The organism is Pseudomonadales bacterium (assembly GCA_013215025.1).
Classification (GTDB): Bacteria; Pseudomonadota; Gammaproteobacteria; order Pseudomonadales; family DT-91; genus DT-91.
Map to the genome: position 1 here is coordinate 1 of JABSRR010000007.1, position 22935 is coordinate 22935.

Annotated in this window: 22 protein-coding genes; 18 read left to right on the forward strand and 4 right to left on the reverse strand. The window is 47.2% G+C overall.

The genetic code is table 11. The features are described 5' to 3' along the window. A partial coding sequence (pyrD, locus tag HRU21_01030; protein ID NRA40868.1) for a dihydroorotate dehydrogenase (quinone) occupies positions 1–467 on the reverse strand: 467 nt, incomplete at its 3' end. Between the two features lie 174 nt (positions 468–641). Between pyrD and HRU21_01035 the strand changes: the two genes are divergently transcribed. The 6 genes from HRU21_01035 (at position 642) to HRU21_01060 (ending at position 7612) form a co-directional block, all read left to right on the forward strand. Continuing rightward, positions 642–1610, forward strand: coding sequence for a MoxR family ATPase (locus HRU21_01035; protein NRA40869.1), 969 nt, complete (start codon positions 642–644; stop codon positions 1608–1610). Positions 1611–1612: 2 nt separating this feature from the next. Beyond that, positions 1613–2533: a DUF58 domain-containing protein gene (locus tag HRU21_01040; GenBank protein ID NRA40870.1), complete on the forward strand. Its 921-nt coding sequence runs from the start codon at positions 1613–1615 to the stop codon at positions 2531–2533. After that, positions 2530–3018: a DUF4381 domain-containing protein gene (locus tag HRU21_01045; GenBank protein NRA40871.1), complete on the forward strand. Its 489-nt coding sequence runs from the start codon at positions 2530–2532 to the stop codon at positions 3016–3018. The genes HRU21_01040 and HRU21_01045 overlap by 4 nt, the downstream gene beginning before the upstream one ends. Continuing rightward, a complete protein-coding gene (locus HRU21_01050; protein ID NRA40872.1) occupies positions 3008–4012 on the forward strand; it encodes a VWA domain-containing protein in 1005 nt (334 codons plus the stop codon). Before HRU21_01045 ends, HRU21_01050 begins: the two co-directional genes overlap by 11 nt. Then, positions 4005–5834 (forward strand): VWA domain-containing protein, encoded by a 1830-nt coding sequence (locus tag HRU21_01055; GenBank protein NRA40873.1) that lies wholly within the window; start codon positions 4005–4007, stop codon positions 5832–5834. The genes HRU21_01050 and HRU21_01055 overlap by 8 nt, the downstream gene beginning before the upstream one ends. Before the next feature lie 5 nt (positions 5835–5839). Beyond that, on the forward strand, positions 5840–7612 hold the full coding sequence (locus tag HRU21_01060; GenBank protein NRA40874.1) for a protein BatD: 1773 nt from the start codon (positions 5840–5842) through the stop codon (positions 7610–7612). A 25-nt stretch (positions 7613–7637) separates the two neighbouring features. On the opposite strand, the gene HRU21_01065 is transcribed toward HRU21_01060, so the two are convergent. Further along, positions 7638–8201, reverse strand: a complete 564-nt coding sequence (locus tag HRU21_01065; GenBank protein NRA40875.1) for a hypothetical protein — start codon at positions 8199–8201, stop codon at positions 7638–7640. A 113-nt stretch (positions 8202–8314) separates the two neighbouring features. Beyond that, positions 8315–8806 carry a peptidylprolyl isomerase gene (locus HRU21_01070; protein ID NRA40876.1) on the reverse strand — a complete coding sequence of 164 codons (492 nt, stop codon included), beginning with the start codon at positions 8804–8806 and terminating at the stop codon, positions 8315–8317. Positions 8807–8921: 115 nt separating this feature from the next. Here HRU21_01070 and HRU21_01075 point away from each other — a divergent pair, with 115 nt between their 5' ends. Continuing rightward, positions 8922–9395 (forward strand): cell division protein DedD, encoded by a 474-nt coding sequence (locus tag HRU21_01075; protein NRA40877.1) that lies wholly within the window; start codon positions 8922–8924, stop codon positions 9393–9395. Between the two features lie 163 nt (positions 9396–9558). Here HRU21_01075 and apbC read toward each other — a convergent pair whose 3' ends face one another. Continuing rightward, positions 9559–10650, reverse strand: a complete 1092-nt coding sequence (gene apbC / locus HRU21_01080; protein NRA40878.1) for an iron-sulfur cluster carrier protein ApbC — start codon at positions 10648–10650, stop codon at positions 9559–9561. A gap of 87 nt (positions 10651–10737) precedes the next feature. On the opposite strand from apbC, the gene HRU21_01085 reads away from it, so the two are divergent. The 11 genes from HRU21_01085 to HRU21_01135 form a co-directional block, all read left to right on the forward strand. Continuing rightward, positions 10738–11859: a PQQ-dependent sugar dehydrogenase gene (locus HRU21_01085; protein ID NRA40879.1), complete on the forward strand. Its 1122-nt coding sequence runs from the start codon at positions 10738–10740 to the stop codon at positions 11857–11859. A 133-nt stretch (positions 11860–11992) separates the two neighbouring features. Then, a complete protein-coding gene (metG, locus tag HRU21_01090) occupies positions 11993–14056 on the forward strand; it encodes a methionine--tRNA ligase (protein ID NRA40880.1) in 2064 nt (687 codons plus the stop codon). 118 nt (positions 14057–14174) lie between these two features. After that, complete coding sequence (locus HRU21_01095) at positions 14175–15557, forward strand: hypothetical protein (protein ID NRA40881.1); 1383 nt, start codon at positions 14175–14177, stop codon at positions 15555–15557. A gap of 176 nt (positions 15558–15733) precedes the next feature. Next, positions 15734–16315, forward strand: a complete 582-nt coding sequence (gene rsxA / locus HRU21_01100) for an electron transport complex subunit RsxA (GenBank protein ID NRA40882.1) — start codon at positions 15734–15736, stop codon at positions 16313–16315. A gap of 22 nt (positions 16316–16337) precedes the next feature. Next, positions 16338–16934, forward strand: coding sequence for an electron transport complex subunit RsxB (gene rsxB / locus HRU21_01105; protein NRA40883.1), 597 nt, complete (start codon positions 16338–16340; stop codon positions 16932–16934). Positions 16935–17012: 78 nt separating this feature from the next. After that, positions 17013–19649 (forward strand): electron transport complex subunit RsxC, encoded by a 2637-nt coding sequence (rsxC, locus tag HRU21_01110; protein ID NRA40884.1) that lies wholly within the window; start codon positions 17013–17015, stop codon positions 19647–19649. 1 nt (position 19650) lies between these two features. After that, entirely contained in the window at positions 19651–20685 is a 1035-nt protein-coding gene (gene rsxD, locus HRU21_01115; GenBank protein ID NRA40885.1) for an electron transport complex subunit RsxD, read from the forward strand. Between the two features lie 2 nt (positions 20686–20687). Beyond that, positions 20688–21383: an electron transport complex subunit RsxG gene (gene rsxG, locus HRU21_01120; GenBank protein NRA40886.1), complete on the forward strand. Its 696-nt coding sequence runs from the start codon at positions 20688–20690 to the stop codon at positions 21381–21383. Then, entirely contained in the window at positions 21380–22093 is a 714-nt protein-coding gene (locus HRU21_01125; GenBank protein ID NRA40887.1) for an electron transport complex subunit E, read from the forward strand. Before rsxG ends, HRU21_01125 begins: the two co-directional genes overlap by 4 nt. Before the next feature lie 12 nt (positions 22094–22105). After that, the gene (gene nth, locus HRU21_01130; GenBank protein NRA40888.1) at positions 22106–22738 is read left to right on the forward strand and encodes an endonuclease III; all 633 of its coding nucleotides are present in this window, start codon (positions 22106–22108) and stop codon (positions 22736–22738) included. Beyond that, positions 22738–22935 (forward strand): hypothetical protein (locus HRU21_01135; protein NRA40889.1); only part of this gene is annotated, 198 nt, incomplete at its 3' end. The genes nth and HRU21_01135, both read left to right, overlap by 1 nt.

A 22935-nucleotide genomic window follows, 5' to 3' on the forward strand; every position in this document is an offset into this window, starting at 1 on the left:
TGACAGTAATCGTCAATCGCATTTTCATTCGGTGTATCTTTATTTTTGCCAATATTGATGCCTAGTACACCCTGATATTTGGCTTTTTTTACCTTATTGACTAAGTAATCGACACCTTCATTATTAAAACCCATGCGATTGATAATTGCCTGATGCTCAGGCAAACGAAACATTCGCGGCTGAGGATTGCCAGCTTGCGGCCGAGGCGTCACCGTACCTATCTCAATAAAACCAAAACCCATGCTGGCTAAGGCATCGATATAGTCGCCATTTTTATCTAAGCCTGCCGCTAAACCCACAGGATTTTTAAAATTCAGCCCCATTACCGTTTTCGGTTGGTATACCGCCTTGGCGGCGACTAAACCAGCTAGGCCAAACTGTTCACTGCGCTTCAGCGCCCCCAAAGCGACATTGTGCGCCGTTTCGGCATCGAGTGAAAATAGCAAGGGTTTAATCAGTGAATACATGCAGGCGCTCGCGATGAATAAAAAATAAGCAATTGAATTTCGCGCTATTATAGCAAAATGCTAAAGCATTGTATTTCCAATACGAATCGATAAAATCAATCCTCGTTGATCTAGTATCAATTGCATTAGAAACCCTGTTTTAACGATACATAACATAATAACGACTGCGCCTTTATGACTGAGCTTTCTTCACAAACCGCATTTCAGGACTTAGCCCGCTGGCTCGAAACGCAAATTATTGGCCAACCGAAATTGGTCAACCGTCTGTTAATCGCTTTGTTAGCCGACGGCCACTTACTGGTTGAGGGCCCGCCTGGACTGGCCAAAACCAAAGCTATTAATGCGCTAGCCAGAGGCTTAGAAGCTGACTTTCACCGGGTGCAATTCACACCCGACTTACTGCCAGCTGATATCACCGGCAGTGATATTTATCGCCCTGAAAGCGGCGAATTCAAGTTTGAAAAAGGCCCTATTTTTCACTCCTTAGTCTTGGCTGATGAAATAAACCGCGCGCCAGCAAAAGTGCAATCTGCATTACTTGAAGCAATGGCAGAAAGACAGGTGAGTATCGGCAAGAAAACTTACCCCTTGCCTGATTTATTTATGGTGATGGCCACCCAAAATCCACTCGAACAAGAAGGCACCTACCCATTGCCAGAGGCTCAATTAGATCGATTTTTAATGCATGTCAGCATTGATTACCCCGACGCTGAAGCCGAGCGCCATATTTTGAGCCTGGTAAGACATGAAAACCTAGGGCATCAAGCAGAGCTTCCGGCTGCCATTCAGCAACGCGATATTTTCAATGCGCGCCAAGCGATTCTGTCTATGCATATGGATGCTACCGTTGAAGAGTATATGGTTCAGCTGATTATTGCCACACGGCAAGCTGACCATTACAGTGCTGAACTCGCTAACCATATTGAATTTGGCGTTAGCCCAAGGGCAACCATTGCCTTGGACGCCTGCGCCCGTGCACATGCTTGGTTGGCCGGCAAAGACTACGTCAGCCCTGATGATGTGCAAGCCGTTTTAGCGGATGTGCTGCGCCACCGACTTCTGCTCAGTTATCAAGCTGAGGCGGCTAATATCAGTAAGGATGACGTCATTAGTGAATTACTGGAACGAGTGCCCGTATTGTAGCTATGCAGCAAAAATCTCTAGGTGCGCATTGCAGTATTGAGCAGCTGATTGCCTGGCAGGCAGCCGGTAAGCAATTTAATCTCAACCAGCGCCGACAAAAGCTGCGGCAACTAGCGGGCAGCATAAGCGCCCGCCGACGAGGGCGCGGCATGGAGTTTGAAGATGTGCGCGCCTATCAGGCTGGCGACGACATCCGCCATATCGACTGGCGAGTCACTGCGCGCACGGGTGCCGTGTATACCAAACAGTTTTGTGAAGAGCGCGAAATACCCATTTTATTAGTACTTGATCAGCGGCTGCCGATGTTTTTTGGTAGCCAGCTGGCCATGAAGTCAGTCATGGCTTGCGATATATTTGGCTTACTGGCCTGGTCTGGACTAAAACATGGCGATAAAGTGGGCGGGGTCATTATTGATCGCGCGCAGCATCAAGAGATTCGGCCAAAAAAAAGCCGTAGTCATATACTGCACCTTCTGGCAGCTGCTGCAAACGCAAATCAAGCGCTTAATATTCAGACGCAGTCGCAGCATCATGCGATGAGCATGTATAGCTGGCTCAACGAAGTAAAACGTTTGGCGAAGCCCGGCTTCAAGATTTTTCTTATTTCTGATTTTCACGACTTCAGTCAAGATTGTGTCAGTCTGCTGCGCGATATCAGCCAACACTGTGAATGTATAGCTTTTAAAATCAACGATCGTTTAGAGCAACATGGCCACCGTCAAGCAGGCTCAAACCTTAGAATCTTTGATGGTAAAAAGCAACGCTCGCTGGCTAGCGCGAGTCAACAGCAGCAGTTTTTTAGTCAGCATCATGCGGCCCTAGAACAGGCACTGGCAAGCTTCCATATTCCCCTGGTGCAAAGCTTCAGTGACGATCAGCCGATGGATTTAATGCAAACCTTATTTTTAGCCAGTAAAGCATGAACGACCCTCTGCAACAGCTGCATGATATCCAGCTACCAGAACCCATCTCGACATGGCCAATTGCTCCAGGCTGGATAATCTTACTGCTGCTAGTGCTGATTTTGCTGAGCGCTGGCATTATTTATCTGCGCCGTCGGCAGCGTCAAAATCAATGGCGACAAGCAGTGCGTGATGCTCAACATCAGCTTCGCTTGCTTAACGAGGATGCCAGCTTTAAACAACAGGCACTGATTATTATCAAGCAGGCATTATTGCAGCTGGGGCATCAAGACGGCTTGTCGTTGTATGGTCAGAGTCTAGCCTTACGCCTACATCAGCATATCCGTGAGCCTTCATTGATAGAGTCCTTGCAACTCGATTCGATCTATCAAGCATCGATCGAGATCGATAGAGCGGCCTGGTGCGAGGCAATTCAGCAATTATCACGCGCCAAGCCGATAAAACCGATCGCCAAACCCGTACCAGAGGCCAAACATGGGATTTGAATTTCAATGGCCATGGATGTTTCTAGCCCTGCCGCTACCCTGGCTTATTCGCTTGATATTTCCGCAAGCAGCATCGTCAAGCACCATCTTTATGCCGTTGGCCGCAGACGCTGAAGCACCGGCTGTTAGCGCTCAACACTCAACACTGCGATGGTTTTATTTATTCGGCTTGTGGGTCCTACTAGTTTGCAGCGCCGCGCGACCCATTTATATCGGCGAAGCGGTTGATGTCGAGCAAACCGGACGTGATATTTTTTTAGCGGTGGATATATCTGGCTCAATGCGCGAGCAAGATATGCAGCTAGATGGACGTGAGGTTGACCGCTTAACTCTGGTCAAATCGGTGCTTAACGACTTTATTGCAGAACGCGATGGCGATCGATTGGGACTGATACTGTTTGCTGACCAAGCCTATATTCAAGCGCCTCTTACACCTGATTTAAACACCCTAAACCGCTTATTACAGGAATCTGAAATCGGTTTTGCCGGTCGCAAAACGGCCATTGGCGACGCCATTGGCCTAGCGGTCAAACGCCTAGAGGAAAATCAAGCNGAGCAAAAAATTCTGATTTTATTAACCGATGGACAAAACACTGCCGGTGCNGTTGAACCTATCAAGGCCAGCCAGGTAGCCGCGCAGCAAGCAGTCACCATTTATACTATCGGCATTGGCTCGGATCAGACAAGAGCGCGAGGTTTACTCAATTTTGGCCGCTATAATCCATCGGCCGACCTCGATGTGCAAACCTTAACCGCAATTGCCAAGGCAACTAATGGTCGTTTTTTTCGCGCTACCTCACAGCAAGATTTGCAAGCGGTTTATCAAACCATTAACCAATTGCAAAGTATTGAACAAGCTCAGCAACGTTTTCGGCCGGTGACGGAGTATTTTTATTGGCCGTTGCTAGCTATGTTATGGCTGTATGCATCCGGTGCTTTACTGCTGCTATGGCAGGCAAGAACAGTCACAGACGCGGAGACTGATCATGCTTGATAGCCTCATGCTCTTGCTAAGCAAGGTGTTTGCAGATTTCTCCTTCATCAGGCCTTGGGCACTCTGGGGTTTGCCATTAATTGGCCTCGGTTTTTGGTTTCATTACCGTTGGCAAGCAACAACCCAGCTTGGCGATTGGATTCAGGCGTCGCTGCTATCACATTTACTCATTAATGCCGCGAGCCATCCACATAATCGGCAACGAGGCTCAGTAATAAGCGAGTCGCGTTTAAGACCCTGGTATCAGGCCTTAATGCTCAGTTTATTACTGTTTGCTTTGGCAGGCCCAAGCTGGCAGCAGCAAGCACAAAGCGTGATAAAAAATCAGCACCGCCTATTCATCGTGCTTGATCTATCCTTATCGATGTATGCCGAAGACGAACGACCGTCGAGGTTAGCCAAGGCTAAACGAAAAATCATCGATATTTTAAATAGCGATTATGATGGCGATATTGCGTTAATCGCTTACTCAGGTGACGCGCATACCGTCACCCCCATCACTCATGATCGTGCAACAATTAGCAACTTACTGGCTGCGTTAGAACCGAACATCATGCCAAAATTTGGCAGCAATCTCAGCCTTGCTCTAGATCAGGTGAGTGAGCTAAATGCAGGCTACCAAGGTGAGTTTTCAACCTTGATCATCAGTGATGAAATTTCGCGCCAACAGTTTTCTGCGCTGAGTGATTTTCAGCAGCAACAGTCTGGGCTTCGTTTAAAAATATTGCTGCTTGGCACGGCTTCGGGCGCGCCAATCCCAGTGCCTGAACAAGGCTTTTTGCGAGATAAACGCGGCAATACCGTGATTGCCAAGGCCAATCTTGCTCAGCTTCGCAGCTGGGCGGCAAGCACAGGCATATCAGTCTCGACCATCAGCCTCGACACCCGTGATGTAAACGGCTTGTTAGACTATGATACTTCGACTTTAGATAATAAGGAGCAAACTCGCGACATGCCCGTCGATAATGGCGCATGGTTTGTGATTCCGGCGCTGCTGCTATTTTTACCGCTATTTCGCCGCGGGGTTTTTAGCGTTAGCCTGTTGCTGGCTAGCCTGCAACTGACGGTGAGCCAGCCAGCCCATGCATTCAGCTGGCAAGATCTTTGGCAAACGCAAGACCAGCAGGCCATGCAAGCATTCAGTGCTGAAGATTTCTCTAATGCTGCCGCCACATTTGAACAACCCGCTTGGCAGGCCTCAGCCAACTATCGTCAGGGCAATTTTGACAAAGCGCTGGAGGGCTTTGAATTAGATAATTCAGCTAAAGGCTTATACAACCAAGGCAATGCACTTGCCAAGTTAGGTGATTACCCCGAGGCGATAGCACGCTATCAACAGGCCTTAGACAAGCAGCCAGACTTTAATCAAGCTAAGGAAAACCTAGCGCTAGTGCAAGACTTACTGCAACAGCAACAGCAGCATTCAGAACAATCGCAAAACGGGCAAGAACAGCAAAGCGAGCAAGACCAACAAAACTCGCAAGATCAGCAAAACGCGCAAGATAATGCCTCTGTCCAGCAGTCAAATACTGATGCAGAACTTGATAAAGAAGAAGAGTCAGAATCAGCATCGGCAGCTCAAGCGCTTACTGAAGAGCAAGCTGTAGCGCCCAATGAAGAAGATCTGCAAAATAGTGCCGAGACTTTAAGCGGCCAAGCTTTAACGCCATTAGAGCGTGAAGAGCAGCAACGTCTAGAACAATGGCTGGACAAAATTCCGGATGACCCGGCGCAGCTTATGCGCAACAAATTCCGGTATGAGCATCAAATAAATCGCAGTCAAGGCGATATTATTGACCGTCAAAGTGAACAAATCTGGTAACTTCTATGCTTTTATTTTTACCCTTGCAAAAGCTGAAAGCTCATTTTAGGGCATTACTGTTAGTCAGCTGCACATTATTCCTTGCATCAATAAGTGCAAGGCTTTGCGCTGAGGTGACGGTAAGTATTGATCGCGCAGAGATTTATGAAAATGAAAGCTTTACCTTGAGTATTCAGCTCGACGATACCAGCTATTTAGGTAAAGGCCCTAATACGGATATTTTGCTGCAAGATTTTGAGCTGTTAGGACAATCTAAAAATATTAGCTCACGCAGTATTAATGGCCGCTCTGAAAAACGCACCATTTGGCAACTGACGCTCAAAGCCAAGCAGCCCGGCATAATTACCGTGCCTGCACTCACCGTTAGTGGCGAGCAGAGTCAACCATTCACACTCACCATACTTCCAATCACAGAAGTCACTGCTGGCACTAATCAAGCTGATCTAGACCAAGACTTTTTTATTGAAACTCAGATCAGCGACAAGGAAAGTTTTGTTCAACAGCAACTCGAACTAACGATTCGCTTCAATACCTCACGCCAGCTGCAAAATTTATCCATCACGCCACTCGATTTAGACGATGTCGAAATTATAGAACTGGAAAATAAGAATTTTCGACGCGAAATCAATGGTAAGACGTTTTTAAGCTACGAATTAAAATATATGCTGTTCCCGCAAAAAAGTGGCGAATTAATTATTCCTGCCAGTGTGGTACAAGCCGAGGTATTGGAGGCAAATCAACGACGCTCTCTTTTTAGCCAAGGCAAGCCTATCCGAGTTCGCGGTCAAACTTTAACCGTCACGGTAAAACCAATTCCGTCGACATTTGCTGACAGCGATTGGTTACCTGCAAAACGTTTGCAACTCAGCGATAGTTTTAATCGCCCCCCTGACAGGATGCAGGTTGGCGATGCCATCACACGTAATATTAATATCGAAGCGACGGGGCTCATGTACGCCCAACTGCCCGAGGTTGCGCTTAACAAGCTCGATGGTTTCAGTGTCTATCCCGAACAAAAGCAACAGACGCCACAGCAAGTTATGCAAGCTGGCAACTTAATCGCGAGCAAGCAACAGAGCTTTTCATTGGTTGCCACTGCTGCAGGCAACTACACGCTGCCTGCTATCACAGTTAAATGGTTTAATACCGAGACGCAACAAGCAGAAATTGCCAGTCTGCCGGCCATCAACATTACGGTCAGCGCCAATCCCAATTTATTACCGCAGCAAGCAACTCCTCTAGACGCTGCGCCAGCTGCGCCGTTAACCGAGCCAGCAGAAAGCATCAACAAAGCAGACACCGATGCATCCGCATTAAGTGAACCAGCCGGAGCTGATACATTTAAACTCACTTTATTTAGCTTTACGCCATGGCTATTGACGGCTATAGGCTTAGTAATCATCGTAATTCAATACCGCAAAATTAAGCGACTGCAGCAACTAGAAACAACAGACAAATCTGCAACAGACAGCAAGCTGCAAGATCAGGAAAAGCTGATGAGCGCCTTCACTCAGGCTAGCCATGCCAAAGACTTTGCAAGCGCAAGAACTGCATTAATTCGCTTAGCTGATCATCAACTGCCAAATAAGGTCAGTAGCTTGGCAGATATTGCCAGCATTTGCCCTGAGGAATATAAAGGGGTGTTAAATGCCTTAGATGCGCATCTGTTTCAATCAGCGGCGAGTCCAAATCAATCGCAGCTGATCGCTATCGGCGAATTTTTATCGCAATACAAAACGCAGAAAAAAACATCGCTGCAAGCATTTTATCCAAGCTAATTTTTTTCAGGCGCATTTATTGAAACTAAGGAGACGGATTAAGCGCTAGCAAATTAAAATCGCTGAGGCTTGGCTTAGCCTGCTGCCGATCTTGCAAACTGAATAAAATAACATTTTGCTTTAATACTGCGCCAATTGCTTCAACCTCAACACTGCAGGGGCTGACGCAATACTGTTGCAACACTTTGCGTATATAGTTTGCTTTGAAGCGGCTATTGCGCTGATCAACACCCTCTAAGGCCGCTGTTGGCGACACGCCTACTGCCACATAAATACTGTGTTGCTGTTGATTCAGGTGATGACTAATATCTTGAAAAATTTCAACTGTATGGGGCGCTAGCTTTCTAGGGTGTTGGCTTTGCCAAGAGAGCATAATTTGCTTGTCATCAACCTCATGAACCTGCACGTGCTGATGATTTTCAAACAAACTGGCCAGTTGCGGAAAAACCATATCCGTGGCAAATATCACAGAGCAATATGCCATCAACATAGTAGCGCCAGCAAAACGACAGCTGTTGCGGTAAACGTGTTTAGCAAAGCCTTGCTCAGGTTTGCCATGGCAAGCTTGCAGGCGAGGGAAAAATTGCATAATCCGTCACGAAAGTTATTTTTATTATTAGCTTAATCGTAATAGTCTTATACGCTAAGGCGCAAACTGGATAACTGTGGGTCGTTTCACAGATCCTTGCCCTATGCTAGCAATTAATGCTGATGCCCGCCAACCCCATGCGCATGTTTATGCGCAATTTCTTGCTCGCTGGCCTCGCGCACATCGACAATTTCAATATCAAACAGCAAATCTCTTCCAGCCAATGGGTGATTAGCGTCGATATCAACGGTAAACTTGCCCGGCTTTACAATACTGACCTGGCGCGGCCCCTCACTGGTTTGCAAGGTCACCACATCACCCACATTGAGCTTTGTATGTTTCTTAACATGCAAATGTTTTATCGGCACCCGCTGCTGCGCCGCCTGCACCCGTTCACCATAAGCATCCTTAGCTTGGATACTGACGCTGAACACATCACCCGATTGACGACCCAGCATGGCCCTCTCTAAACCTGGGATGATATTGGCAAAGCCATGCAAATAAGCCACTGGGTCTGCGGCATAAGAATTCTCGATTTCTTGCTGTGACACTTCATCACGTAAACGGTAGTGAAACAACGCTACTTTATTGACTGCAATCTGCATGTTTACCTCTTAATTTTGCTGTCATTGTCTATGGCTTGCTGAGTTTGTACTCAAGTGACTATCCGAGCGCGCTTGGTTAACGGTATACTAGTGATTTACCAGAGGTTAATCAGCTATGCGACCAAGTTGGGATCAATATTTTATCGATATGATGGACACTGTTGCTACGCGCGCTACCTGCGATCGGGGCAAATCCGGCTGCATTATCGTTAAAGATCGTCGCATTATTTCAACTGGTTACGTCGGTTCACCGCCTGGCCTTGCGCATTGCGATGATGTTGGTCATTTGATGAAGCAAGTCATTGATGACGATGGCACCACGCGCCAGCACTGTATGCGCACAATTCATGCTGAGCAAAATGCCATTTGCCAAGCCGCCAAACATGGTATTTCACTCGCTGGCAGCACTTTATATTGCAAAATGGAGCCCTGCAGGGTCTGTGCCATGCTGATCATTAGCTGTGGCATTACAAAAGTTGTGGCTAAGCATCAATATCACGCAGCAGCCGAAACGCGCGACATGTTTTTACAAGCCGGCATCGAGCTGCTTGTGGTTGACGCACAGGTCGAGGCCTATGCCAATCAGTAAACAACAGACCTTATTGATCACCAGGTAAAAAGCATTAAGTGCATAAAGCCTTTTTGCTTTTTACTTTTGCTTTTTGCATAAATTAACTGCTTATTAAAAATGCAAATTAAGCTGCTAATGCAGCTTAACTACATAGCAAATCCGCATTAACAAAGCCACGCCATCAATCGGTGGCAATAATTTGCACCACCGGATTAGCCTCGTTACGGCCACGCATAGCTAGATTAGCGGCTAAACGACGCGCAATTTCGCGATACTTTAACGCATTATCAGAGCTCACATCGGCAACAACGGTTGGTCTACCATCATCACTTAACTGACGAATCGTCAAATCCAAAGGCAGCGCACCTAACAACTCAGATTGGTACTCATCGGCGATGCGTTGTCCGCCACCTTGACCAAAAATATGTTCTTCATGGCCGCATTGCGAGCACTGATGCATGGCCATATTTTCAACCACACCAAGCACAGGAATTTCGACTTTTCTGAACATTTCAATGCCTTTTTTAGCATCAAGGGTAGCGATATCCTGCGGTGTAGTCACAATTACCGCACCAGTGACTGGCACTTTTTGTGACAAGGTTAGCTGGATGTCGCCTGTACCTGGGGGCATATCGACAATTAAATAATCAAGATCATGCCACATACATTGCCCTAACAACTGCTGCAAAGCACCTGAAACCATCGGCCCGCGCCATACCATTGGGGTTTTATCGGTGACCATATAGCCCATCGACATGCTTTGGATACCATGTGCCATAATCGGGTAAAAGTGTTTTTCGTCGATAAATTCAGGCCGAGTTGCCTCAGCAATGCCCAACATTTTTGGAATCGATGGACCATAAATATCGGCATCAAGAATGCCTACGGTGGCGCCTTCAGCGGCTAGCGCAAGCGCAATATTCACTGCGGTCGTTGACTTACCAACCCCACCCTTGCCTGAGGCCACCGCCACGATGTTTTTCACTTTATGCATCGACTGCATATTGTTTTGTGTTTTATTCGCCAGCACGCCCCACTCTAGGTTCAACTCTAAAGACTCAACGCCGTCGACCGCCATGACAAGCTGACGAATCTGCGCTTCAAGCTCAGATTTTATACCCTGAGCAGGATAACCTAAGTGTATTGACAGCAGTACATTGCCAGAGTCAACTTCCAAAGCTTTGACGGCGCCGCGTGTTACTAAGTCATCATCACGGTAAGGGTCGTTAAAATTTGCTAGGGCCTGTAAAACGGTGTCAGTGCTAAGGGTCATTTGTATACTCATTGTCTGTATCAAAAACTCGGCTATTCTAATAGTTAACGCGTTTAACTTAAACTGAAAAAGTGAATATAGCTTGTTATGCGCAAAACCTGTCTAGCCTTCTTATTTTACTTCATATACCCATCCAGCTTTGCTGCTGAAGCTCGCCTTGTAGCAGAGGGCTGGCAGCAACCCTGGGGGCTTAGTTTTGTTGATAATCAACGCTTGTTGATCAGTGAAAAAGCTGGCGCGATACACTTATACGATCTTCAGTCCCAACAGCGTCAAAAGTTAAGCCTTGTATCCTCGCTGTTTACTCGAGGACAAGGTGGCTTGTTAGACATTGCGATTGCACCCACCCAAAACATGAACGACCAAGCTACTGGTGCAGTTTCCATCCACACGCAAAAAGATGTCTTCATAAGCTATAGCAAAGCAATCGGCGATGGCGGTGCGACCACATTAGCTAAAGCCCAGTTACGCCTTGCGCCAAGCCCTAACCTAGGTCCATGGCAAGAGCTACTCGTGAGTGACGTTCATAGTGACTCTGGTCGACATTTTGGCAGCAGAATCAGTTTCGACCAGAGTCATGTGTATTTCAGTATTGGCGACAGAGGCAATCGCGCACTGGCTCAACAGGCGGATAATTTAGCCGGTGTTATTGTGCGTCTTCATCGTGATGGCAGTATTCCCAATGACAATCCCCTGATGAATGATAAGCAGGCGCGCAAAGAAATCTTCAGCCTAGGTCATCGCAACCCACAGGGATTATTCTTTGACCCCGAACGGCAAATGCTATTCAGTAATGAGCACGGGCCCAGAGGTGGCGATGAGATTAATATCGTTTATCCCGGAGAAAATTACGGCTGGCCCATCCTATCGCATGGTAAAGAATACTGGGGGCCAATTGCCGTCGGTGAAGCAACCGAGCGCGCTGGCTTCGTATCGCCAATATGGGTCTATACACCATCAATTGCGATCAGCAGTCTGATGGTCTATCGCGGTGATCAATACCCTAACTGGCAGGGTGATCTATTCAGTACAGCGCTGAAACTTTCCGGCATTTATCGAGTAAAGTTGGATGCAAAACATTCTGTCATCGAGCATCAACATTTATTAGCCGACATCAGAGAGCGTATTCGCGCTATTCAAAGCAATCCTGCTGGCGAAATATTCTTTATCACGGATAGTGGCAAACTGTTTCAGCTTATATCTGACTAGTACCTGACTAATATCTGAATAAGCCACGCTGAGACAGATTGATCACTGGCTTGAGAGAGTTAAGCAAAGATAAAGTCAGTAGAGAATCTCGCGAAAAATCGCTATTATAGCCAGCTTTATTCAGCTATTTATAATGCCTCCCATGCGAAAAATTCTTGTTACCAGCGCGCTGCCTTATGCCAATGGCTCGCTGCATCTTGGCCATATTCTTGAAGCTATTCAAACCGACATTTGGGTGCGTTTTCAAAAATCGCGCGGCAACCAATGTCATTATGTTTGCGCCGACGATGCGCACGGTACAGCAATTATGCTCAAGGCCGAACAACAAGGCATTTCTGCTGAAGCGCAAATTGCTGCGGTGCAAGCCGAGCATGAACGGGATTTCGCAGGATTTTTAATTAATTTTGATCATTATGGCTCAACCCATTGTGACGAAAATCAGCAATTTGCCAGCGACATCTACCGAAAACTTCGAGCCAACGGGCATATTAAAACTCGCTCTATCAAACAGCTCTATGACCCAGAAAAGGGGCTTTTTCTAGCCGATCGTTTTATTAAAGGCAGCTGCCCAAAATGCAAAGCCGAAGATCAGTATGGCGATAATTGTGAAGTCTGTGGCTCTACTTATTCAGCGGCCGAGCTAATTAATCCATACTCGACCATTTCTGGTGCCACGCCGATTGAAAAAGAATCTGAGCACTATTTCTTTGATCTACCGGCTTTTTCAGAGTTCCTTCAACAATGGACACGCTCTGGCACCTTGCAAGAGCAAGTCGCCAATAAACTAGCCGAATGGATTGAGGGTGGCTTACAACAATGGGATATTTCGCGAGACGCCCCCTACTTTGGCTTTGAAATCCCCGATGCGCCGGGCAAATATTTTTACGTATGGCTGGATGCACCCATTGGCTATATGGCTGCCGCCAAGCAATGTTTTGACCGCCAAGGCATCGACTTTGATGCTTATTGGCATAAAGATGCAAGCACCGAGCTGTATCACTTTATTGGTAAGGACATTATTAATTTTCATGCGCTATTTTGGCCAGCAATGCTGCACTCGGCCGAGTTAAGAACGCCTACTGGCGTATTTGCGCATGGTTTTTTGACCGTAGACGGTCAAAAAATGTCTAAATCGCGCGGCACATTTATTAACGCCAGTAGCTATCTTGAGCATCTTCAGCCGGAATACTTGCGTTACTATTTCGCCTGTAAGCTCGGCAATCAAGTGGATGATCTAGACCTCAACTTGGCAGACTTTGTGAGTCGCGTTAATAGTGATCTCGTGAATAAATTGGTCAATATCGCCAGCCGCTGCGCTAAATTTATCAATAAATCGCATCAAGGCATGCTATCGGCAACACTTGACCAACCAGAGCTATGGCAGCAAGCAGTAAATCAATCCAGTGCGATAGCCGAGCTTTATGAAAAGCGCGAATATGCCAAGGCAATGCGCAGCATTATGGCCATCGCCGACGATGCTAATCGCTATATTGACGAACAAGCTCCTTGGGTACTTGCCAAACAAGACGATCAAGCCGCTAAGGTGCAAAGTATTTGCAGCATGGGGATTAACTTATTCCGACTATTGTGCATCTATTTACAGCCAGTATTACCGCAGTTACGCACACAGGCAGCAAGCTTTCTTAATGATCCTCTAGAGTGGCACCATGATGATATTCAACCGCTACTCGCCCATGAAATAGAATCGTTTAAGCCAATGATGAAACGGGTTGACATGAAACAAGTCGAAGCCCTGGTTTCAGCTAATCAAACACAGACTTCAACAAGCGCAGCTAAGAACAACAGCAGTAATAAAGCTGCAACGAAACCGTCAAAGAAAGCTCCAACAGCAGATGATAAAATTGCCGATGAGATCAGTTTTGACAGCTTTGCAAAAGTTGATTTGAGGGTGGCTAAAATTGTTGATGCCTGCGCCGTTGAAGGTGCCGATAAATTGTTACAACTCAGTCTCGATCTGGGCGAACATGGCACTCGTCAGGTCTTTTCTGGTATCAAGTCGGCTTACACAGCCGAACAATTGATCGGACAATTGACCGTAGTTGTGGCAAACCTAGCCCCGCGTAAAATGAAATTTGGCCTCAGCGAAGGTATGGTGCTTGCTGCGGGTCCAGGTGGTAAAGAGATCTGGTTACTCGAACCTCACGCTGGTGCAAGCCCTGGCATGCGCATTATGTAAAAATATTCTCTAACGATATTTTTAATGCCGATTTAGTTTTAACAAAACAGCACAGCAGTATGTTATCTGACTAGTATGAATGCAGACCTTGAATTAACGAGTAAATCAAGGAGCATCCATGCTAGCAATGACTTATCAGCAAGATTGGCTCTTTATAAAACACGCCAATTATTATCCGCTTACCATCGTCTACTGCCTATGTTTTTTACTGTCAGGCTGCGGCCTCAGTGATCTCACCAGCGCGAGCAGCGCAAAACCTACACAACAGAGTAATGCCACGCAAGATGAACCGCCGCGCTTAGTCGCACCGATTCAACTGCCTAGCTCAGATTTTATCGATGCAAACGGTCAGCAAACTTCATTGAGCCAGCAAATAGCCGATTGCAGTTTCTTAAATAACCGCAGCCAAGCCTGCGATTTAGCGCAGTTACATTTTATTGGCAAGCAAAACTCCTCACCTGAGCTGGCCAACATAATGCAACGGCTGATCGTCTCTGACCGTTGGATGGCGCAACGCTTTGCGGCAATGCTTGAACGTCTTCCAGGCTCAGCGCAAGCCGATATGTTTCGATTATTTGCCAGCGTGACAGCGATTATCATTCATAGGGACATCAACCCTGCATTCTTCTGGCCTGCTACAGGCGCTATATATTTAAACCCTTATGTGTTTTGGCAAACACCGGAGGAGTTCGCCAGCTTAGGTCGTGGCAGTGACCCCAGAGCCGCATTCAGCAATAATGTTAACTACTTGACTCTGAGCCGCTATTTTAAAGGCAGTGACCCAGCCTGGGCGAATAACCAGCGTAGTGACGATAATATTATGCATGCTCTGTCGGCGCTGTTATTTCATGAACTTGCACATGCCAGCGATCAATTTCCATTAGCCGCAATTCAGCAAGCAAGCTTGAGCGCAAGCCCACTGAGTCTGCAAGCACAGATTCATTCAACCAGCAGCAAGCTTGATCAGCAGTATCCTCTGCTCAGTGAGACATTGAAACAACTGGCTGGTGTGTTATTTGCTGGCCAAGCCGTGAGTTTCGAACTGAATCAGCTGAGCGCAGCAGAGGTAGCTGATATATTTGAAACGGATGGCAGTGGAAGCAACAATGGCGCTAGCGATGATTATGCCTACCTGCAATATGAAAACGGGCTGCATTACGAAGACACTGCGATGCTATTTGAAGAAGTCATGATGAAAATTCATTTTAATATTGATCGCGAAATTGCTTTCGCAACCCCGCTTACCTCATTCCCTCAAAATTGCCAAGACTTGCAAATAGATTGGGCGAGAGCTAATCGCATTTTAGACAGCAATGTTCTGCCAAGAGCACGCTTTGTAGTTAATCAACTGTTGCCCGAGCATAGCCATCAGCTATTTTTTGATGCACCGCCTTTGGCAAGCGAACAAAAGATCTGCCAAAGCGATTCTAGCAGCAAACAAGCTGGCCCAGAAAATAGCCTGCTTGCAACTAAGATTCACCGACATGCACATATAAACTAACCGTGTCATAAACCAATAAATCGATGATAGTTTAATTATTAATTCATTTTACAAATAATAGTTATCGAAAAAAAGCCCGCAATCGGTTTAACTGTTAAGGCTTTGTTAATTGATTGCAGCGTACTATTTCTCTACAATGCGCCTACTTTATCGTACAAGCGTTCGGGAGACATATTTTGCAGGAACTGGGCTTTTTGTTCATCAGCGCCGTGTTGGTTAACAACTTCGTGTTGGTCCAGTTTTTGGGCCTATGCCCGTTTATGGGTGTCTCTAGCAAACTGGAAACGGCGATTGGCATGTCAGCAGCGACCACCTTCGTGCTGACTATCGCTTCGGTCTGCTCATACCTGACTAATACATTTATCTTAGCCCCGCTGGGTCTAGAATATTTACAAACCATTTCCTTTATCCTAGTGATTGCGGTGGTCGTGCAATTCACCGAAATGGTCGTGCATAAAACCTCGCCCCTACTACACCGCGTACTGGGTGTTTTTTTACCGCTAATTACCACCAACTGTGCGGTACTTGGGGTGGCCTTATTGAACGTCAATAAAGAATATAATTTCATCGAATCCTTAATTTTTGGCTTTGGTGCAGCGGTAGGCTTCTCCTTGGTATTGGTGTTATTCGCAGCCATGCGCGAACGTCTCGCGGTAGCTGATGTGCCTACGCCTTTTCAAGGCGCAGCGATTGGTATGATTACCGCAGGATTGATGTCATTGGCCTTTATGGGCTTTGCTGGCTTAGTGCAGCTATAAACCATTGTATAAGAATAATTAAATGCTTGAGTTTTTCATTAACAACCCATTAATTGCGGCCATTGTAGCGTTAGGTGTTTTATCATTGGCCTTTGGTGCATTGCTGGGCTTTGCTTCGGTAAAATTCAAAGTCGAAGGCAATCCAGTCGTTGACCAAGTCAATAACTTACTGCCACAAACACAGTGTGGTCAATGTGGCTACCCTGGCTGCAAGCCCTATGCTGAGGCCATTGCCGAGGGAGAAGAAATTAATCGCTGCCCACCAGGCGGTGAGGCTACAGTACAAGCGCTCGCTGACTTACTTGATGTTGAAGCAAAACCTTTAGACGCCGAAGAGCGTCCACCTGCGTATGCATACATACGAGAAGATGAATGTATCGGCTGTACGAAATGTATTCAGGCCTGTCCGATGGATGCAATCTTAGGTGCCGCTAAACAAATGCATACTGTGATTACCAGTGAATGTACCGGCTGCGACCTTTGTGTTGAACCCTGTCCGGTGGATTGTATTGATATGCTTCCGATCGAAACCACCATGCAAACGTGGAGCTGGGCATTACCGCAAAGCCCCGACCAACGATTTGCCGATAGCAATATTATTGCCAGCGACGCAAGCTAGCGGAGGTGCTCTAGCATGACGATTATTGCCAGCGACAAAGCCATTAATGCGCAAATTGATTTGGCTTACAATGCCAATCTGCCATCTAGAAAGGTTTTCCAAACCCCTGGCGGCGTTCATCCCGCTGAAAATAAGTCGCAGTCGGTGCAAAAACCGATTGAGCAAGCACCGATTCCCGCTCAGTTAACGCATCCGCTATCGCAACACATCGGCGCAGCCGCAAAACCCATCGTAAACGTAGGTGACAAGGTATTAACTGGGCAAAAAATTGCCGAGGCGGATGGTTTTGTCTCTGTGCCTGTGCATGCTGCATCATCAGGCACGGTGATTGCCATTGAAGATCGACCCATTGCTCATGCCTCAGGTTTTCAAGCACCCTGCATCGTGATTGAAACTGATGGTGAAGATAACTGGATTACCCATCAAGGTGTTGATGATTACACCCAGTTGGAAAGATCTGAACTGCTGGCACTTATCCGTGATGCGGGCATTGCCGGCATGGGCGGCGCAGGTTTCCCTACCGCGGTTAAACTCCAGACCCGCGATGATCAAACAATTAACAGCTTAATCATTAACGGCACTGAGTGTGAGCCTTATATCACGGCAGATGATATTTTAATGCGCGAGCGTGCCGAGCAAATTGTTCAAGGCGCGCTAATTCTCAAATACCTGATTAATCCGCGTGAAGAAGCCATTATCGGTGTTGAAGATAATAAGCCCGAAGCAATCCAGGCACTGCGCAAAGCTGCCGAAGGAACTGCGATTGAAATCGTCAGCTTCCCGACTAAATATCCCTCAGGTGGCGAGAAACAGTTAATTCAAATTCTCACCGGCAAAGAAGTCCCTTCTGGCGGTTTACCCTCAGATATTGGCATTGTATGTCAAAATATTGGCTCAACCGTTGCCATATATCGCGCAGTTGTTTTCGGCGAGCCGCTGATATCTCGAGTAACCACAGTCACTGGCTATGCCTGTGAACGACAGCAAAATTTTGAAGTACGACTCGGCTCACCGATGCGCCTTTTACTAGAGGCCTGCGGCTATCAAGCCGAGAAAGCATCGCGCCTGATTATGGGTGGGCCAATGATGGGCTTTGCGCTGCCATCTCTAGACTTACCGATTGTTAAAACTACTAACTGCTTGTTAGCACCAACCGCTGATGAACTAGCCCCCGAAACACCGGCTCAGGCTTGCATTCGCTGTGGCATGTGTGCTGAAGCCTGTCCAGCCAGTTTGCTACCCCAGCAAATGTATTGGTATGCGCGCTCAAAAAATCATGAAGGTTTATTAGCACATAACCTGATGGATTGTATTGAATGTGGTGCCTGCTCATACGCCTGCCCCTCCAATATCCCCTTGGTGCAATACTACCGTGCTTCCAAAGCCGATATTCGTCGCGCCGATGCTGAGGCCAAAAAAGCCGAATACTCCATGGGACGCTATGAGGCTAGAATCGCACGATTGGAACAGGTCGAAGCTGAAAAAGAAGCCAAACGCCAAGCCAGACAAGCAAAAGCAGCCGCGGCAGCAAGTGCTAAAGAGGCGCAAGCTCGCGATCAGCAGAACGCTGACGCAACGACTGTTACAGCAAGCAGCAGCGCAGTTAATGATGATCCAGTCGCCGCTGCCATTGCTCGTGCTAAAGCGAAAGCTGAGGGTGCTCCGGTTGACGCTGCTGCCGAAGCCAAGAGTAAACTAGCTAGCCTGGAAAGCCGACTTCAGAAAGCCGAGCAAAAATTGCAGTCCGCTAAGGACAGCAATGATGACAATCTGCAAGCCTTCCAAGCCTCGGTTGATAAACTGCAGGAAAAGGTTGATGCTGCGCGGCAAGCAGTTGAGGCGACTAATAGTAAACCTAGCGCCTCTGCATCGGTCAAGCAAACACCAGCAAATGACGATCCTGTTGCTGCAGCTATTGCGCGCGCGCAGGCGAAAGCTGCAGGTACAACGATTGACCCGGTTGCTGAGGCGGAAGCGAAGTTATCCGGATTGAAGAAACGTTTAGCGAAAGCCGAGCAAAAATTGCAACATGCTCAAGNCAGCAACGATGACAATATAGCCGCTTTTGAAGCGTCGGTTAACAAACTTCAGGACAAAATCGCTGAAGCACAGCAGCTGCTCGATCAATCAGCGCCAACTTCGTCTCCATCCTCTGCACCAACTAACAGCGCTCAAACCATAAAGGATGATCCGGTTGCCGCCGCTATCGCCAGAGCGAAAGCTAAAGCAGACGGTCAATCAGACCCAATAGCCGATGCTGAAGCGGCCGTTTCATCGCTCAACAAACGCCTACAAAAAGCCGAGACCAAGTTAGCTCAAGCTGAGCAAGATCAAGATGACAATCTGCCTGCGTTTGCCGCAAGCGTGGAAAAACTGCAGCAAAAACTTGCTCAAGCTAATAAACGCTTGGAAGAGCTGCGCCCGCGCAATGACCTCAGCCAAGAGGGCGAAAGCACTGCAGAGCCTGAGTCTACAGATCCCGTTGCGGCAGCTATCGCTAAAGCGCAGGCGAAACGCGCTGGTACCGGCGATAGCTTGAGCCCCAAGGAAAAGCTTGAACAAGACTTAGCGGCAATTGAGAAACGCATTGATAATGCCAATAGCAAACTTGCACAAGCTGAGCAAGGTTCAGACAAAGCGAATGCCATTGCAGCCTCACTGGAAAAGTTAAAACAAAAACAAGCCGACGCCCAGCAGGCATTAGAGACCCTATAATATGGCACTTTTGACCGTCACATCACCGCACGCCCACGGCCCTACCTCCACGCAGTGGGTTATGCAGCAAGTGATTTTAGCCACCTTACCTGGGCTATTTGCCTTAACCTGGTTTTTTGGCTTTGGCACTTTTATCAANGTGATATGGGCAGTCATTTGTGGCCTTGGCTTTGAGGCAGCATGCCTAAAGCTGCGACAGCGCCCGGTAGCCTTTTACTTAAAAGACTACTCTGCCGTGTTAACAGCCGTGCTATTGGGTTTGGCTGTTCCACCTTATGCGCCTTGGTGGGTTTTACTAACCGGTATGGCTTTCGCTATTTGCATTGCTAAACAGCTGTATGGCGGTATTGGTTATAACCCGTTTAACCCAGCCATGGTGGCTTATGTTGTGCTGTTAATCTCTTTACCGGTACAAATGACGCAATGGGCAATACCCACACCTTTGGATGGCAACTTTATTGGTCCGCTTGAAGCGCTGCAGTATAATTTTGGTTTCAGTGACAGCCTAGACGGCCGCACCGCTGCAACACCTTTAGACTTAATGAAGCAAAACAGCAGCCTAATGCTTGAGCAGCTCTACACCGAAAGCCCTGCATTTGGTCAACTCGCAGGCATCGGCTGGGAATGGGTTAATTTGGGTTTTCTGGCTGGCGGGCTGTACTTGCTGTATCGGAAAATATTTACCTGGCATGCACCAATAAGCATGTTGATAGCATTAAGCCTGTGTGCATTAATCGGCTATGATGGCGGCAGCTCAAACTCTGGCGGCTCACCGCTGTTTCACCTGCTATCGGGCGCAACCATGATGGGCGCATTTTTTATTCTCACCGACCCGGTCAGCTCTGCCGTCTCTAACCGCGGTCGTATTGTGTTTGGCGCCTGTATTGGTGTTTTAGTTTATATCATACGTGTGTATGGTGCTTACCCGGATGCGGTGGCTTTTTCGGTACTGCTGATGAATTTTGCTGCACCATTTATTGACCATTACACCCAGCCTCGCACTTACGGCCACAACAAAAAGAAAAAGGGTAACTGATCATGCGCATGCAAGAAGCAATTACCAAAAATAGCTTTTTATTGGCTGCATTTGCCTTATTGGTTGCCGCCGGCATTGCCAGCACAGAAATTTCGACCCGTTTGGCACGCGCTGAAAGCCTTCGTCAGGTGCAGTCAAAGGCGCTGGAAGAAATTATTCCGAAAGCCCAACACGACAATAGCCTGCTGGATGACTTTTTAATGACCGACGACCAGTCTTTATTAAAGCTAAAACAGCCCGCTAAGATTCATATTTCTCGTCTTCAGGGTGAGGTCAACGCATTTATTTTTCCGGTTCGCGCACCGGATGGCTATGGCGGTTCAATTGACAGCATTGTTGGTATTCGCACCGATGGCACTGTCGCCGGGGTACGGATTATTTCACACAGCGAAACACCGGGGCTAGGCGATAAAATCGAACTTAAGAAATCGGATTGGGTGCTGGCGTTTAACGATAAAAGCATAAACAACCCTGAACAGAAAAAGTGGGCAGTAAAAAAAGATAAGGGTATTTTTGATCAATTTACTGGTGCCACGATTACCCCACGCGCAGTTATCAATTCTATCTACAATAGCTTGTTATTTTTCCAGACCAATAAAGCAAGTTTGCTCGCGCAAGCTCAGCCTGAAACTGAAGAAAAACCTAGCCCTGAAATCATCGATAGCACAGCTAATCTGACTCTGGAGCCTAAGATATGAGCACGGTCAACTATCAAGAGCTAACGCTAAACGGACTCTGGAAAAATAACCCTGCCCTGGTTCAGTTATTAGGGCTTTGCCCACTGTTAGCCATGACCGGCTCGGTGGTTAACTCAATCGGCATGGCTGTCGCCACCATGTTTGTTTTAGTGACCTCAAATTTTGCCGTCTCTGTAATCCGCAACGTCGTGTCTGAGGCGGTACGCTTACCCGCTTTTGTGATGATTATTGCAGCAGCCGTGACTGCTATACAGCTGATTATGCAAGCCTATACCTATGAACTCTATCAGGTATTGGGCGTATTTTTACCACTAATCACAACCAACTGCGTGATCTTGGGCCGTGCCGATGCATTTGCGTCAAAAAATGCAGTGCTGCCGTCCGTATACGATGGCTTTATTATGAGTCTAGGTTTTGCGGTAGTGATGTTTTTACTGGGATTTTTTCGCGAATTATTTGGTACAGGCCATGTGTTTGCAGATATGCATCTATTATTTGGCGATATTGCCAAAGATTGGCGCATTGACGTGTTTGAGAATTACCCAGGCTTTCTCTATATCGTGTTACCGCCCGGCGCCTTTATCTTCACTGGCTTTATGATAGCGATCAAGAATATGATTGACGGCCAAATTCAAAAATCTCTGGACGCCAAAAAAGCTGATTTACCTAAAGAAGATCGTCGCGTTCGGGTGACCGGCAAAATTTCCTAAGCCTAGAGCGTTATGAATCGAGATAAACGCAGCGCCATATTTTCTCGCCTTCGCGCGGCCAACCCAAAGCCGCAAACCGAACTGGTTTATCATTCAGACTTTCAGCTGTTGATTGCGGTACTACTCTCGGCTCAAACCACCGACATCGCCGTCAACAAGTGCACTCGCACCCTCTTTGCTGCAGCACCAACGCCTCAAACCATGCTGGCTTTGGGTGTTGATGGCGTTAAATCTCATATTCGCACCATTGGCTTATTTAATGCGAAAGCTGAAAACACCATTAAAACCTGCCAAGCCTTGATTGAAAAGCATGATGGTGAAGTGCCCAGGAGTCGCGAAGCCCTAGAGCAGCTGCCAGGGGTAGGCAGAAAAACTGCCAATGTGGTTTTGAATACGGCATTTGGACAAATTGCCATGGCGGTAGATACCCATATTTTTCGGGTAGCCAATCGCACGAAAATTGCCACCGGCAAAGACGTTCGCAGCGTTGAAGATAGGCTTTTGCGCCTTGTTCCGAAAGAGTTTTTATTAGATGCACATCACTGGCTCATCTTGCATGGGCGCTACACCTGCGTCGCCCGTAAACCGAAGTGTGGCAGCTGTCTGATAGAAGACCTGTGTGAATTTAAAGAGAAAACCGAATAATGTGGTGGGGTATTGCAATAGCTCTTCTCTGCATGGGCATGGCTGCATGGCCGATTATGCAGCTGATACCCAGTGAACGACAAAAACAAATCATTGCGCTGCGTCAGCTTGCTAGTCGTCTTGGCTTTACGGTTGAAATCAAACCGGCTGAGTTACCGGATGCTCTAGCGAAGCAATATCCTCTGCAAGGCTGTGCA

Coding starts and splice junctions, on each gene's coding strand:
- apbC (NRA40878.1), bottom strand. CDS start 10,650: ATGACCCTTAGCACTGACACCGTTTTACAGGCCCTAGCAAATTTTAAC.
- HRU21_01085 (NRA40879.1), top strand. CDS start 10,738: ATGCGCAAAACCTGTCTAGCCTTCTTATTTTACTTCATATACCCATCC.
- nth (NRA40888.1), top strand. CDS start 22,106: ATGAATCGAGATAAACGCAGCGCCATATTTTCTCGCCTTCGCGCGGCC.
- HRU21_01040 (NRA40870.1), top strand. CDS start 1,613: ATGCAGCAAAAATCTCTAGGTGCGCATTGCAGTATTGAGCAGCTGATT.
- HRU21_01125 (NRA40887.1), top strand. CDS start 21,380: ATGAGCACGGTCAACTATCAAGAGCTAACGCTAAACGGACTCTGGAAA.
- HRU21_01070 (NRA40876.1), bottom strand. CDS start 8,806: ATGCAGATTGCAGTCAATAAAGTAGCGTTGTTTCACTACCGTTTACGT.
- metG (NRA40880.1), top strand. CDS start 11,993: ATGCCTCCCATGCGAAAAATTCTTGTTACCAGCGCGCTGCCTTATGCC.
- rsxB (NRA40883.1), top strand. CDS start 16,338: ATGCTTGAGTTTTTCATTAACAACCCATTAATTGCGGCCATTGTAGCG.
- HRU21_01035 (NRA40869.1), top strand. CDS start 642: ATGACTGAGCTTTCTTCACAAACCGCATTTCAGGACTTAGCCCGCTGG.
- HRU21_01045 (NRA40871.1), top strand. CDS start 2,530: ATGAACGACCCTCTGCAACAGCTGCATGATATCCAGCTACCAGAACCC.
- HRU21_01095 (NRA40881.1), top strand. CDS start 14,175: ATGCTAGCAATGACTTATCAGCAAGATTGGCTCTTTATAAAACACGCC.
- HRU21_01055 (NRA40873.1), top strand. CDS start 4,005: ATGCTTGATAGCCTCATGCTCTTGCTAAGCAAGGTGTTTGCAGATTTC.
- HRU21_01065 (NRA40875.1), bottom strand. CDS start 8,201: ATGCAATTTTTCCCTCGCCTGCAAGCTTGCCATGGCAAACCTGAGCAA.
- HRU21_01060 (NRA40874.1), top strand. CDS start 5,840: ATGCTTTTATTTTTACCCTTGCAAAAGCTGAAAGCTCATTTTAGGGCA.
- HRU21_01075 (NRA40877.1), top strand. CDS start 8,922: ATGCGACCAAGTTGGGATCAATATTTTATCGATATGATGGACACTGTT.
- rsxG (NRA40886.1), top strand. CDS start 20,688: ATGCGCATGCAAGAAGCAATTACCAAAAATAGCTTTTTATTGGCTGCA.